This window comes from Lentzea sp. NPDC036949 (assembly GCF_055608075.1).
This window is the reverse complement of the sequence record NZ_JBVJRA010000019.1, coordinates 52,277-67,384: the sequence shown is the minus strand read 5'-3', so window position 1 is coordinate 67,384 and position 15,108 is coordinate 52,277. Positions and strand designations below refer to the sequence as shown.

Genomic DNA, 15,108 nt, shown 5'->3' with positions numbered 1-15,108 from the left:
GCACGAGCGCTCCCGGGAACAGGGCGTCGGCACTGCCGGCGAAGACGTGAGGGACGAGGATGGAGAACATGACCGAGAGCACCGAGGACACCAGGGACAGCGGGCCGCTCGAGAACTGGTTCCTGCTCATGGACCCGGCGTGGGCTCCGTCCGAAGAGGACGAACTGCCGCCGGCGCAGGCCGTCGTCGGGCTGTGGCCGGTGGAGGGCGACGGCCGCGTCGGCCGGTTCCGGGCCAACCCGGACTACGTACCCGCCGACGAGCACTCGCCGACGGACCCGCTGGACGCCGTGCTGAGGCTGGTCCTGCACGGCGGCGCGGAGGTGGAGCACATCCAGCTGATGCTGCGCGACTGCCTGTTCGACATCGCGCTGAACGGGGACGGCAAGCCGCTGGTCGTGCAGTCGCCGGACGACATCGCCTGCGTCGTCGTGGCCACCGCCGAGCCGCACCGCAGGAGGGTCAGCTCACCGCAGTGGCGGCGCATCGACCTCGACGAGCTCGTGATGCTGCTGGCCGACGGCGTGGACGTGCTGTTCAACCCCGGCGGCCCGGCCTCCGTCCGGCTCACCGGCGACTTCATGCGCGAGACGTTCATGATGAGCGACGACGAGGTGTCCGCCGTCCACGAGCGGTTCCGGCAGGAGTCGGGCATGCGCGTCGTTCCCTGGGGGCCGGGACAGGACGAGACGCCGGCCGCGCAGGACTCCGCCGCACCGCGGTTCAGCACGGAGGCGGAGGCACCGGCCGCTCCGGAGGCGCGACGGTCGTGACCGGGGTGCGGGAGGACCGGTTCCCGCTCGCCGGCTCCGCGTGGTCGCGAGGAGGTGACTGCGTGCCCGGCCGGGCGGGTGGCTGCTCGGCGACCTCCGCCCCGTCCGGTTCCGCCGTCGGCTCGCCCACGGGTGCGGCTCGCGGGCCTTTCTGCTGCTCCGCGGCGCAGCGCCGGAGCAACCGGGGGTCGATTCCGCTGGGCGACACGGTGTCTCCGTCCACTGACGAGCCTCTCCTCACGCGCCCCGCGGCGCGGCCTTCGGTGCAGCTTTCGGAGGCTGGAGGGGCCGATCACGACTTCGGGTCTCGTTTGGTCCTTCGCCGCCCGTTAGCTTGATCTTTCCGCGCCCGGCAGACCCCGGTCAGCTCGTGCGGCGGACGGAAGAGGTGAGAGCACGCGCTGCGAGGAGACGAAGCGGTGAACCGTTGGGACCGATGTGGCGACGAAGGCATGATCGGTGTGCTGTCCGGGGGTGAGGTCGAACTGCTGCGGTCCCACGCGGACGGGCTCGTCCTGGTGGCGGAGCGGTGGCTGGCCCGGTGCCGGTGGGTGGACGGCAGCACCCGCGGCTCGGGTCGCCTGGTCGCCGACGAACCGGTGTACGACGAGCGCATCACCGCGATCGTGCGCGAGCACGTGCCCGCGGGTGCTGCCGACTGGGAGATCTCGTGGTGGGCGCCGGTGCACCTGGCGGAGACCGCGGAGGCGGCACGGCGCGTCCTGCGCACGCTGCCGGAGTCCGGCGGCGTGGTGCTGCTCGAGACCGCACAGGACGTCGACGCCTGGTGCCGGCTGATCGGCGACGTGCTCGCCGCCCTCAACCCGTGCGGCGACTGCTGCGAGGACGGGCCCACGAGCGCTCAGGCGTGGCTCGAGTCGTTGCTGGGGCCACTGCTGGTCGGCGTCACGGCGTTGTGACCGCGGACGGCGGGAGGCCGTCCGCGGCCGGTCTCAGATGAGGCCGTGGCGCAACGCGTAGGCGACCGCGTGGGCGCGGTTGCGCAGGTTGAGCCTGCTGAGCAGGTTGTGCAGGACGTTCTTCACGGTGCGCTCGGAGTAGATGAGCCGCTCCGCGATCTCGGCGGTGTCGAGGCCGTCCGCGAGGAGCCTGATCACCTCGGTCTCGCGCAGCGACAGGCCGGCGAGGGTGAGGTCGCGCGGCCCGAGGGTCGTCTCCTGCAGCTGCTTGAGCCCTCGCAGGACGTTGCCCAACTGCTCGGCGGGCAGGTCGCCCCGTCCCTCGCGGGCGTCGGTGATGGCGCGCAGCAGCCTCGTCCTGGCCGTGGCTTCCGCGCGCGGCACCAGCACGACGAGTCCGTGCTCGATGGCCGTCCACAGCTCCGCCTGGCGGAGCTCGTCCGCGATGAGGACGAGGCGGGACGTGCCGGGCTGGAACGCCTCCTGCAGGCAGTCGTCCGCGACGGCCACGGTGACGTCGGCGTTCTGCGGGTCCGTGACGATCTCGATGCCGGGCGTCGGCCGCAGCATCGCGAGCAGGCCCGATGCGATCAGCGGGTCCGAGGCGTGGACCAAGACCCGGATGGCCGTGCGGCTTGCGTGCCCTGGTGCCAGGGGGCGCCGGCCGTCCGGCCAGGCGGTCTGCGAAGTCATGTTCACAGGAGACCGTGCGAGCCACGCGGAAGGCCAGCGAGAACGGGGGGCAGGTTTGCGAAACGACAAAGCTGCCTGTCGACCGCCGGTGCCTGCCGGTGCCAGGACGCGGCAGCCGGGAAGCTCGAACTTACCCCTGGTCCACCGGGTGGGGACACGGCTGTTTGCAGCCATATCACCGGGAAGTAATCGATCTCTCGACTCGAACTCTGCCTTCTTGAGGGCCGCGTCTCAATCGGTACCGCCGCATCGGGTGCGTTTGGGCATCATGCGGTTCCTTTCAGGTTCGGAACCGGTCCGTTCGGGGGCGGACGCTCTGCTTGTGCCCGTTTACTGCTGATGTCCGGTCACGGCGAGCAGGCCGAGGGAGGCGTGCGGTGTCCTATCCCCAGTCCGAACAGGTCGAGCAGCTGAAGAGCCAGTACGAGCGGCAGTTCGCCGAACTGCGCGAGACGCAGCGACGGCTCAGCGAGCTGTCGTGCACCGTCACCGCTCCCCGCCGGGTCGTGGCGGTGACCGTCGGTCACGGCGGCGTGGTGAAGGACGTGAAGTTCCCGAGCGGCGCCTACAAGCGCATGACACCGGCAGAACTGGAGTCCGCGGTCCTGAAAACCATCACGGACGCGCAGCAGCAGGTGGCGGACGAGGCCGCGGACGTGATCGCGCCGACGCTCCCTCCCGGGGTCGACGCGCGCAAGCTCTTCTCCGGTGACGTGGACCTGCAGTCGCTGCTGCCTCCCACGCCCGAGCTGCGCCCCACCACCCGTGACGTCATGAACATCAGGGACTGAGTGCGATGATCAAGTCGGAGAACCCCGGCGAGGACGCTTCCGGTGACGAGCAGAGCGGAGGCGGCAGCAGCAGGCCGGCCCCGTTCAACCTCGGAGACGGGTCGGGGCGGATCTCCGTCGACACCGACCAGCTGAACCGGGGTGCGGCGGGCTTCGAGTCGGCTGCCGACCGGTTCCGCCACTACGCGAACAGCAACAGGGAGCTCGCCTCCTACGCGCCGTTGCCGTCCGGTCAGGGCGACGAGAGCTGGAACGCGTTCGCCCCCAAGTACTACAAGCGCTCGGAGGAGTACCTGAACGGCCTCGCCAGCCTGGCGAAGGCCATCGGCGTCATCGCCGGCAGCGTGAAGCAGTTCAGAGCCTTCTGCGTGGGCACGGAGGAGAACGCCACGGACATCTCGCTGAAACTCAAGGATGCGATGGGCCCCGGGAACGCGCCCGGCCAGAAGCCGGACGGTGACGGCCGCCGCTGACACCGCTGCTGCTGCTGCGAGGATTTCGACGGACGTCTGCTGAGGAACGGTGAGCCTGCACTTCGATCCGTCGTTCGACTGGCTCTGGGTCCTCGTGGCAGGGCAGCAGGCGCCGAAGGTCGACGTGGCGGCCACGCGTGCGCTCGCGCAGCACTGGCTGGACAGCGGCCGGACGCTGCAGGAACTGGCGGACGGCGTCGCGCAGCTGGTGAGCTCGGTCGAGCACGCCATCGGTGGCCGCGCAGGGCGCGCGTTCCGCGAGCAGGTCACCCGCGTGCTCGGCCAGGTCCCCGGCATCGCGCTGATCGCCGGGGCGCAGTCGAGCAGCCTGCTCGACCTCGCGCTGAACGTCGAGCACTCCGTCTACGCGATGATGGTGGAGATCGCCTTCTTCGCCGCGTCGATCCTGTGGGCGCTGTCGAGCCCTTTCACCGCGCCGCTCATCCCGTCGTTCATCACCTCGGCGCGCATCGCCGTGCAGCAGATCTCGATGCGCCTGCACTGGGCCATCCGGTTGATCGGCGAGGCCGTGGAGGGCGGCGTCGAGGAGGTCGTGCAGGACGCCATCGCACAGCTCTCCCAGGTCGCCGAGGGCAACCGCCACCGCTGGGACGGCACCAGCTCGCTGATCAGCTTCGTGGCCGGTGGCGCGGCGGAGGGCCTTGCCGGCGCCATGCACCTGGGCGCGGGCCGGTGGAAGCCGCGCGTCGAGGACACGGCAGCGTTCCACGGCGCGGCGGAGGCGGTCGCCGACGTCGTGGTGGGCGCCGGTGCCGCGGGGGTCCTCGGCGGCAGCCTGAACGACCTGTGGGCCGGTGCGGTGGGCGGTGCTTTCAGCGGTGCCGCCGCGAAGAAGGCGCACGACGCCGGGGACGCGATCGACCGGCTGGTCAACGGGGACGCGGTGAAGGTGCCCGTGCCGGGGGCGATCGGTGGTGCCGGAGGTGCGTCGGCGAACGGGCCCGTTGCCGATGGGGGCGCGCCTGGTTCTGTGGCAGTGGAGAGAAATTCGTCGGCGACCGGTGGGGCCGGGACGTGGGCGGGTGTCGGCACGGCTCGTGGTGCGGTTCCGCCGGGGCGGGAGGGCGGGACGTCTGCCGGGGGAGGCGTTCACGCGGACGGAGGCGCGCGAGCGTCCGGAGGCGGTCGGCCGGGTGCCGTGACGGGCCCGGGGTCCGGGCCGGCGCGGAACGGTGGCGTCGACGCGCCGGTCGGTGGGCGGGTGGCGCCTGGGCGAGGCGGTGTTCCCGCTGCGGTCGAGGTTCCGCGGGATGTTCCCGCCGGTGGGCCTCCCGCTGTGTCGGGGACCGGGGACGGGCCGCAGACCGGACCTGCCAGCGGGTCTTCTTCGGCCGAGTCGTCTTCGGCGGTGGTGGCTCCGGCAACCGGGTCGCCTTCGGCGGTGATGGCTCCGATGGCCGGTTCTTCTGCGGCGGTGGTGCGTCCGGCGGCGGGTTCGTCTCCGGCGGTGGTGCCTCTGATGGCCGGGCCCTCTGCGGGGGTGGTGGCTCCGGCAACCGGGTCTTCTCCGGCGGTGGTTCCGGCGGCGGGTTCCTCTCCAGCGGTCGTGCCTCTGGCAGCCGAGTCCTCCGCCGCGGACGTGCCGTTCACCCCGCAGACGTCGCCCGCCTTGAGGGACGAGGTGCGGACGGCACCTAGCACCGGCGGTCAGGACGCTCCGCCGGGAGCGCAGCCGCGTGCCGAACACGGGCTCACGGCCTCCCCGCCGTCCGGGCAGTCGGCTGCGGACTCCTCCACCACCCACCCAGCGGCCGTGAACGACCCGCAGTCCGCGCCGTCAGCTCAGCAGACCAGCGACGACCGGGCCGGCGGACGCGACGTCGCCGCGGGGCAGGTCTCCGCGAACGGGACACCGCCTGTCGAGGCCGGGGGAACGGCCACGGGTTCCGGCGGCCGGGTCACCGCCGCACTGCCTCCGAGCACGGAGGTGCCACAGGCACCGGGCCAGGCCTCGGACGTCGTGAGCCAGGCCTCGGACGTCGTGAGCCAGGCCTCGGACGTCGTGAGCCAGGCCCCGGACGCCGTCAGCCAGGCCCCGGACGTCGTCAGCCAAGTCGTGCGCGCCCAGACGCCCGTGGCACCGGAGCAGGCCACGGACATCGCACACCGGTCCGTCGTCTCCACGCTGGAGCAGCCCGCCGTCAACGGCAGGCGGTTGCTGGTCGAGCTGCACCGGCTCATGGAGGTTCCGGGCGCGCAGGACAGGTCGTACCAGCTGGCGCAGGCGCTGTCCGCCGCGCACGAGGACGGGCGGCTGTCCGGCGCCGACTACGAGCGCGCGTTGCAGGTCATGGGGCGGGTGACCACGTTCTTCGCCGACCCCGCCGCCGAGATGCCCCTCGGTTCGATCGCGGTGGGCCCGGATGCCGACCCGGCCGAGCTGCCGTCGGTGCGGGAGCTGGTGCGGGAGGTCGACGCCCGTGTCCAGCGCCAGGACTTCGAGGGTGCGGTGACCTTGCTGGACGGTCTGGGCAGGGACCCCCAGACGGTCAGGGTCGTCGAGGACGCCTACTGGGACGAGTTCCGCGAGGACCTCGGCACCGAGCTGCGCCGACTGCGGCCGGACGAGTCCGCCTACGTCGACCACCTGCTGGGCGACGTGATCACGGACCCCGTGTCGCGGGAGCAGGCGGACGCGTGGTTCGCGCAGCTGCGCGAGCTGACCTTCGACGATCACCTCTTCGGCGAGCGGCGCCTGCCCCACGACTACGCGGACGACGGCTGCACCTACCGGGCCCACCGGATGGCCGTCGCGCTCCAGCAGCGGGGAGCCGACCCGCGCAAGGTCGTCATCGGGGGACCGGGGCTGGGCACGGCCGAGGTCGAGTGGGACTTCCACATCGCCGTCGCGGTCGCCGTGGTGACGCCGAACAGTCGCGAGTGGGTCGTGTTCGACCCGTCCGTGAACGCCGAACGGCCGTTGAGCATCGACGACTGGGCTCGTGCCGCGGGCGCCGACAGGGTTCGGCGGTACCAGGGCACCGCCGAGGCGGTGCAGCAGCAGCTGATGGACGACCAGCGGAACTTCCCGGCGAGGTGGGACGACGGCTATCCCGTCGACGTGCCGGTGCTGGTGCTCACCGACTCGCACGTGTACGGCTTCCCCGACCTGGTGGGCCCGTACGACACCTCGTGGGCACACGCCGACGCCGAGTCGCGGGCCGCCATCGTCGAGATGCGCGAGTTCTACGCCCTTGCCGCCGAACGACGGGTGGACCGCGCGCTCGCCGACATCGCCGCACGCGTCGACCTGGAGACAGCCTCCGGTGCCGGCGTGTCCATCGACCTGGTCCACGACGCCCTGTCCGCTCTCGCGGAACGCGAACCCGTCGGCGTGAGCGGTCTGTTCGACCGGGAACCCGAGCCGCTGCGGCGACTGCTCCACCTCCTGCCCGGCCACGCCGACGCCATCGAAGATGCGGTGACGCCCGGCGGGGCACTCGACGCCGGAGCGCAGCCGGAGCGCACGGGCGTGGTGCAGCGGGGCCGCATCCGCGCACTGCCCGGCCACGACGCGGTCGAGAGGTCGGCGTTCGAGGTGCGCCGGTTCGCGACCGGGGACGGGCCGGTCACCGAGGTCACCGTCCGCGTCGCGCTCGACCCCGAGGGGCGCCACGACGAGGCGACGCGGGAGGCGTTGCTGCGCAGCGCTCAGGCCGGTGTGGACCGCTACTTCAACAGCGGACGCGACGGGGGGCCGCTGCGCAGACCGGACGGTGAGCCGCTGTGGTTCCGCCTCCTGCCCGCCGACGGGACGTCCGCGGTCCACCACGTGGTGACGATGGACCCCGGCCGCCTGGTCGACCAGACGAACTGGCACCCCGGTCAGTCGCAGGAGCACAGCGCGCACGAGTTCGGCCACATGCTGGGGCTCGTCGACGAAACCACGAACCAGGGTGGCGGGCTCGACGTCAGCGGAACGCTGATGGGCCGGTGGAGCCCGGACGCGGTGCCCGCAGGCGGTCTGCGCATGCCGCGGCGGTTCACCGACGTGCTGGACCTGTTCATCGGTGACGTGCCGCTGGACGACTTCGCCACGGTGTTCCCCGACCGCCCCGTCGCCGGCCTGCCGCGGCACACCGTCGTCCCGGCGGCGCCGCGGCCGGAGTCCGAAGGGGAAGATGCCGGCGCGGAACTTCGCAGCGCCCTGCCCGAGCAGGGCGGCCACACCGCGGCACCGCACCCGCTCGTCCCGTCGTCGTCGGTGCTGTCGAGCGTCGCCGAGGTGGACCGCTTGCCGCAGCAGTGGCGGCAGCTGCCACCGGAACGGGTCGCGTCACTGCGGACCCTGGCGGCGCTGACGGTGAACCAGTTCGCGGTGCCGGGGTCGCGGTTCCAGCTGGCCTACGACGAAGTGGTGGAGCTGGTCGCGTACCGGCTGTACCAACTGGAGGAGGGCCTGCCCCCGGGACAACCGGTCCGTGCACTCGCCGAACAGCTGGCGCGCGAGGCCGGGCTGAAGCCCGCGCTGAGAGGCGGAGCGTCGAGGCCGCGGCGGGGAACGAGCCTCCTCAGCCCCGCGGAGGTGCACCGGGCACCCGGTGGTCCTGGCAGTCCGGCGGGACCGGGCAGGCGGAGGTCGGTGCGGCACCGGCGTGGCGCGAGCCTGTCGACGACCGGTTCCTGGGTGACGGCCGCGGAGGAGGCGCGCGCCTGGCGGGCGCAGGTCGACCAGCCGCAGGTCGACGGGGAACCGGACTTCGCTCACCTGCGCAGCGCGCTGCGGGACCAGCTGCGGGAGCTCGGCGAGGACTCCGCTGAGCTGGGCCGGTGGATCGACGTGACGTTCTCCGACGCGAAGCTCAAGCAGCTGGACCGCTCGCTCGAGGGCATCCGCGAGGTGTGGGAGGACTTCGAGGTCGAGGTGCACGCGCTCGGCATCGGAGCACCCCACCACCACGCCGTCAGCACGACCGCAGACCTGACGAGGTCCGAGACGGTCCGGCAGGTGGAGGACGTCACGTCGGCCGAGGTGGTCTCGACGCCGGTGAACCCGGTGCAGGGGTCGGTGCCGGCCGGGCCGGTGACCATGTCGTTCTCGGCGCAGGGCGTGCTCGGCACCGCGTCGGAGCGGCGCACCTCGACGACCGCGACGACACGGGAGACCGTCGAGATCACCCAGGCGGGCGCCAGGGTGACCCGGACGTCGCACGACGTGCACCACCGCCTGCGGATCCAGCCACCGAAGCGGCACCTCCACCGCGAGCGGCCGGAGCCGGTGGAGTGGAAGCAGTCGGTCACGATGACGTTGTCGTGGCCGCAGCTCGGTTCCGCCCCGAGCGAGCAGGGCGACCCGCCGCCGGAGAGCCCGCTGACGGCGAGCCCCGCGCTGAGCTACCCGGACCTCGCCGCCACCCCCGACGCCCTCGCGAGGGCGCGCAGCCACGCTGATTTCGAACGTGCGCGCGACGCGCTCGAACACGTCCGGTTCGTCGGCATCGACACGGTCTTCAGCGCGGTCAAGTCCGCGCTGCGGCTGTCGGGGTCGCACCAGGAGATCACCCGGCTGGAGAGGTGGCTCGACGACCTCGGGCCGAAGCAGGGCAAGCGCCTCGTCACCGGCGAGCAGGTCGAGGAGACGTTCGGCTTCCCGGGGCACAAGCCCGTGAAGATCGTGGTGCGCCAGGGGAAAGCGCTGGAGGGGCAGTCGTCCGCAACCGGTCTGGCGCAGACGGCCGCGCGGTCGCTGGGACGCACCGTGGCGGCGGGTCACCGGCACTCGGTGGTCGCGGCGGGCACCCACGAGGCCGGGTTCGAGCTGGGGGTGAACGCCGGTGAGGAGCTCGCCGGCCTGGTCGGGGTGAAGATCGGGGCCGGTGTGTCCTGCAGCCGGGTGAACCAGAACCTCTCCGAGCGGGTGTCGCAGGTGCGGCACGAGCTGACCGAGCGGATCAAGGGCGACTTCGTCGACGACACGATCAGCTTCCCGTTCCTGGTGGTGATGGCGGAGGAGGGCAAGAGGTACCGGCTGGCAACGTTGTCATCCGACGACGCGCACCGTTCGTTCGGGTTCCTCCGACGTGAGGACAAACCGCTGGTGGCGTTGCACGTCGAAGCCGCTGCGGTGTTGCTCTTCTCCCCTGTGGACAGTGACAGCGGCAACAACGTCGGTGCCCGTGACGAGCCGGCGCCCGCTGGGACGGTTCGGGCCGCCGGCGCGCGGGACCGGTCCGGGCTGAGCGCGGACGAGGTCGCCGGCTACGCGCGGAGCCGGTGGAAGCTCAGCGACGTGTCCCGTGAGGCGGTCATCAGCCGGGTCGTGCGGAGGCTCTACGCCGACGGGGTGGTCTCCGGCGCGCAGGACGCACGGGACGTTCAGCGGAGTCTGCGGGACGCCCTGGTCGACGACCCGAGGGCGCTCTTCGGCGGCGACCCGAAGCGGATCTCCTTGCCGGGGGCCGAGAAGGACCTGTTCCTCGGCGGCGTGGTCGCCCCTGGTGGTGGCGAGTACGTGAAGAAGGCGTCGACGAAGGAGCTGCAGGGGTTCGTCGCGACCAGCGAGACGACGAAGCTGACGGCGGAGCGGACGCGGTCGAAGGGCTTCAAGGTCGCGGTCGAGGGCGACGCCGGGCCGGTCGAGCTCGGCGGCACGGCCGGCGTGACGCGGTCCGAGCAGCGGCGCGGCCAGATCAGCGAGACGATGGAGGAGGAGCGCGCCTGGACAGGGGAGGACGTCCCGGTCCACCTCTACCGGCACCCGGCGGAGATCGAGGTGCGGACCGGCACCGACTGGTCGGACCTGGACCCGCCGATGACGTGGTCCGAGCGCCCGGACCCCGCGGCCGACGCGGAGCTCCGGACGGGCATCGCGGCGGAGCTGGAGATCGCGGTCGCCCAGCGACCGGGTCGTGCGGTGGACGCCGGACCGGTCGAGCCAGGGACCGAGAGCGACTGGGTCGACGCCGGGACCCGGCCGGGCGGTGCCGCGGAGTTCGAGCGGGCCGCGGACCTGCCGAAGCGGTTCGAGGTCGACTCGATGGCCGCGATCACCCGCCTGGGCGCCGAGACCGCCGGGCTGCTGGCGGTTCCCGAACCGGAGGGCTCCCGCGCCAGGGCCCAGGAGCTGGCGAAGCGCCGGCTCGTCGGCGCGCGTCCGGCACAGCTGGGCAGCTCCGGCGAGGACGACGCGCAGGACGTGTCGCGCCGGGCACTGGAGCAGTGGGTGAGCTGGCAGTCGCGGCAGGGCAGGCTGGGGCTCGCCGAAGGACCCGGCGACGAGCTGCGGCTGGAGAACTACAACGGCGACAGCGGGTTCGCGCCGCTGGAGCTCGGCAGCCGCAGGATCACCGGCACGGCGACGTTGACGAGCACCTACGGCAACGCCCGGATCATCGGTGTGGACGAAGCCCACGAGTTCACCCGCTCGAACGCCACCCACACGACGGTCGAGTCGCACCGGCAGCGGCGCACCGGACCGAACGCCGGGCTCACCGCGAAGGTGAAGCTGGGGGAGGTGGCCACGGCCGAGGCGAAAGCAGCGGCCTCCTACCTGCGCGGACCGGAGACCACCGAGACCACCACCGTGGACGCGCGCACGAAGGTCGCCTGGGTCGAGCGCGGCTACCTGGTCGAGTTCGACGCGCGGCACCGGCTGACGACGTCGGCCCGGCACACGTGGACCGGTCCGTTCGGCGATCAGCACGACGGTCCGGTGGCCGGCGGCGACCGGCGAAAGTACGTGCCGCGGGCCGTCACGCTGTGGATTCCGGCGAGCGAGGTGCCGAGGATCGGTGAGCTCAGCCGGCACGACCTCGACCACGTCCTGCTGCCCGACGACCTCCGGGCATACGAGGCCGCGCACAACGCGGACGCGGTGACGCCGCCCGCGACCTCGACGAGCGAGGCCGGCATCGAGCTGGGGATGCCGGAGCCGCTGCGGCCGGACCTGGCCCTGCGGATGGTGCGGGACCTCCGGGACCTGCTGCGCGACTACGAGCAGACCATCACCGATCCCAAGGTGCGCAAGCAGTTCGCCGGGCTGCACGACGAGATGGTGCAGGCGTTCGGCAGGCGGCTGGAGCTCGGCGGGGACCAGGTGCTGGCCAACGTCCTCAACGGTGGTTCGCCGATCTTCGGCGAGCGGCTGGGGGAGTCGGGCAAGCTCGAACAGCTGGTCGTCGTGAGCGCGCAGCGCGTCGACGGCGCGGACCTGGGCGTGGAGGAGGCCTTCCTGGTCGACTCCGAGGTCACGACGACCCGGCGGTCGAGCGGGGGCGAGCGGTCGGAGTGGACCGGGTCCGCGGGCGTGGCCCTGCCGCCGTCCATTCCGAAGTGGATCGGGTCGGCGCTGACCAGCGGCCTGGTCAACCCGGCGATCGAGCTGGCAGCGGCGGCCCGCCGCGGGCAGGACGACCGGGTGCTGTCCCGGACCACCATCGGCTACCGGTGGTCCGGTCAGGCGCGACGGCACGGCCACGGCATGCGGGTGACCGTGCAGGTGCGGCCCTGGGCGCGGTCGGGTGTCTACCGCAGGCACCTGCCCGGGCTGCGGCAGACACCGGTGCGGGACATGCAGGTGCTGCCGGGCTTCACGCTGGAGTCGGCCGTCCAGACGCCGGTGCCGTCCGTCCTGGACCTCGCCAGGACGCCGCTGGAGACGATCGACATCCCGTTGAGCGAGCTGACGCACGGCACCGGCCTGCCCGTCGACGCCACGATCAACGCCACGCCGTTCCACGCCGAGGGGCTGCACGCCCGGCTCGCGGAGCTGTTGCCGGAGCTGAACGCGGGCCGGGCGAACGGGCTGCTCGTGTCCACGACCGCGACCCAGCTGGCCGCCCGCTTCGTGGCGGGTCTGTCGCCCGACGGCTACCAGGTCGACGTCGGCAGCAGGACCGTGTCCACGGCGAAGATCACCTTCGACCTGGGCAGGCGGCAGCTGTTCGGCCCGATCCCCGGTGCGTCGTTGCGCAAGACGACGGCGGAGGGGACCGGCCCGGTCGTCACGACCGAGGAGGACGTGACCGGGAAGGCCGCCCTGCTCGCCGGTCCGATCGCGGAGAACCTCATCGGCACGGGAGAGGTCGAGCGGACGCTGGCCGCCTCGCGGTACGCCTCCCGCGAGGCCGAGCCGGTTCCCGCCGAGGTGCGGCAGGACAGCGCCTACCTCGTGCTGGCGGAGCTGCGCGCCACGCTCACGCTCGGGTACCGGGACGGGAGGACCTCCGCCGCCGTCGCGACCGGGCAGAACGGCGTGGACGGCGTGGACGGCGAGGTCTGGTTGCAGGTCGACCTGGCGGGAGCGCGCGCACTCGGCTTCACACCACCCGGCGCCGGCACCGGCCAGAGCGCTCCGCCCGCCGGTCAGATCTCGCCCGCGACCAGTCGCCCGCAGCCCGACGCGGACCCGCGGCACCGGACCAGGCTGACCTCGGCGTACCGCAACGCGACCCGCGGACGTGCCCGGTTGTCCCTGTCCGAGACCGATCTGGCGGACTGGGCCGGCGAGGTGGTCGCGCTGTCGTCCGGCGCGGTCGAACAGCACGACCTCGCGGACGGCACGGCGGAGCTGCTGCGGAACCTGGACGACGCGCTGGGGACCGTGTCCGGCACGGCTCTGCGCGACCAGGTGCGCGCGGTGCTCAACGACGCCGTGCTCGCCGCCACGGTCGTACCGGTCCGTGCCGGTGGTGCCCGGTCCGGTGACCACCGGGCAGTCCGGCCGCTCAGCCCCGACCGGCTCGTCCACCTGCTGACCGACGTGGCCCGGCACCTCGAACAGGGCCACGACCCCTTCACGACCGAGGGGTCCCTCCTGCACGGGATCTCCTACCCGGTGGGCGCCCCGGTGCAGTCACGGCTGGCGGTGCTCGCGACGGTGAACCTCACCGGCCCGGCCCGCGCGAAGGTGCTCGGCGACCCGCTGTTCACCGCGTTGCTCGGCAACCCGGACGCGCTCGCGGAGTCGCTGTTCGCCTCGGCCGGGCACGAGCCCCGGCACTTCCAGACGACCGGCGGTCCCGCCGCGGTGAACATCGCCGTGCGGGACCGGGCGCTGACGATCGTGTCGATGCTGCACGCCGGCGACGCCGTCGTGAGTGCCATGGCGGCCGCGCTGCCCGCCACGTCCGTCGACTTCCGCACGCACCGGGACCGGCCACTGGGCCGCGTGCAGGGCAGCCGCGTGCGTGACCGGATCGCCTTCGCGCGAGAGGAGTTCGCGGACATCCGGACGCGCGCCGGGGAACTCACCGCCGCCGCGGACCAGCACCCGGCGGCCTGGCGCGAACTGACCGACCGGTGGTCGAGGACGATGCAGAAGCTCGCGGCCACGGACCTCACCGGGCCCCGGCTGCCCGTGCTCACTCCCACCGCCGCGCCCGGTCGCCCGCACGTCAGCGGGCTCGGCGCCGCGCTGAAGCTCGTCGACCTGCCGGTGCGCCGCAGGCAGCAGCCGGAGCTGGCGGGGTACCTCGCCGCGCTGGGCGCCGTGCTCGCACCCGAGCCGGGCGGAACGGCCTTCGGGGGCGGGTTCGCCGCGGCTGCGGGGGAGCGCATGGTCCCGGTCTCGACGAAGCTCACGACCGCCCGGTCGCAGTACGGCTTCTGGTCGTGGCTCGCCGCGGGACCGGGGCAGGTGCTGCACGGCGGGAGCAGCGCCGTGCACATCAGGGCGGTCCGGCTCGACGGCAGGAACCTGGTGGCGCTCGGCGACCCGCGGCGGGCGGAACAGCGCCTGCACGCGCTGCCCGAGTTCGGCGACCTCGCCCACCGCCACGGCTGGTCCGCGCCCGAGTCGGTGTTCGCCGGCGACGCCGCGTTCCACCGGCACGAGCGGCTCAGCGTCGACCTGCCCGCGGCGAGCGCGGTCCGCGTCGACGCGGGCGTGTTCGTCGGGGCCGACCCGGACGGCCCGCTCTCCACCGCGGCCCGGTACCTGCCCGCCGAGGACGACGTCGTGGCGCTGGTGCTCGACCGCGGCGTCGCGCTCGGCGCGGACGACGTGCGCCGCGTGCTGCGGGCCGCCGGGTGGAACGGCGACGAGGCGGTCCGGCTCTTCACCGCGCACGACGACGTGAACCCCGGCACCGATGCCGCCGACCTCGCCGCGCGGCTCGGCGTCGTGGTGACCCGGCCCACCGCCGACGGCTGGCGCTGGTACTGGCCGGACGGGAAGCAGAGGGCGGGCACGTGTGCGCTGGAGGTGCCGGAGGAGGTCGCGGAGCGGTTCGGGCTCCCCGCACCGCAGGACGCGGCTGTTCCGGTTCAGCAGCCCAGGCGGTAACCCGAGAACGGCGGGGGAGATTCTGCGTGGTCTTCCGGGAAATTCACTGAAAGGGAGTAACGCGGCGCTGGAAAGAGTGTCCGAACGTACATCGATCATGGTGTGGACGTGCAGAGTGAATTCACCCCATGAGGTGCCACGGTGCCCTCGTGGAACTGACGTCAGCGGTGTTTTACCTGGTGGGAAGCGTGACCCGAGTCGGTGCCGATCTCG

Annotated in this window: 6 protein-coding genes; 5 read left to right on the top strand and 1 reads right to left on the bottom strand. The window is 72.9% G+C overall.

Annotated elements, in window-relative coordinates; genetic code table 11:
* The first annotated feature begins 68 nt into the window (after positions 1–68).
* Entirely contained in the window at positions 69–773 is a 705-nt protein-coding gene (locus tag ACZ7CD_RS35810) for a type VII secretion system-associated protein (protein ID WP_470376088.1), read from the top strand.
* A 419-nt stretch (positions 774–1,192) separates the two neighbouring features.
* Complete coding sequence (locus ACZ7CD_RS35805) at positions 1,193–1,693, top strand: hypothetical protein (protein ID WP_458433026.1); 501 nt, start codon at positions 1,193–1,195, stop codon at positions 1,691–1,693.
* Between the two features lie 33 nt (positions 1,694–1,726).
* On the opposite strand, the gene ACZ7CD_RS35800 is transcribed toward ACZ7CD_RS35805, so the two are convergent.
* A complete protein-coding gene (locus ACZ7CD_RS35800) occupies positions 1,727–2,386 on the bottom strand; it encodes a helix-turn-helix transcriptional regulator (RefSeq protein WP_089919718.1) in 660 nt (219 codons plus the stop codon).
* Positions 2,387–2,763: 377 nt separating this feature from the next.
* Between ACZ7CD_RS35800 and ACZ7CD_RS35795 the strand changes: the two genes are divergently transcribed.
* Genes ACZ7CD_RS35795 through ACZ7CD_RS35785 form a run of 3 tightly spaced genes read left to right on the top strand, consistent with a single transcriptional unit; the run spans position 2,764 to position 14,895 of the window.
* Positions 2,764–3,177: a YbaB/EbfC family nucleoid-associated protein gene (locus ACZ7CD_RS35795; RefSeq protein WP_360388218.1), complete on the top strand. Its 414-nt coding sequence runs from the start codon at positions 2,764–2,766 to the stop codon at positions 3,175–3,177.
* A gap of 5 nt (positions 3,178–3,182) precedes the next feature.
* Positions 3,183–3,650, top strand: coding sequence for a hypothetical protein (locus tag ACZ7CD_RS35790; RefSeq protein WP_360388220.1), 468 nt, complete (start codon positions 3,183–3,185; stop codon positions 3,648–3,650).
* A 49-nt stretch (positions 3,651–3,699) separates the two neighbouring features.
* Positions 3,700–14,895 carry a protein-glutamine glutaminase family protein gene (locus tag ACZ7CD_RS35785; RefSeq protein WP_470380635.1) on the top strand — a complete coding sequence of 3,732 codons (11,196 nt, stop codon included), beginning with the start codon at positions 3,700–3,702 and terminating at the stop codon, positions 14,893–14,895.
* The last annotated feature ends 213 nt before the right edge of the window (positions 14,896–15,108 follow it).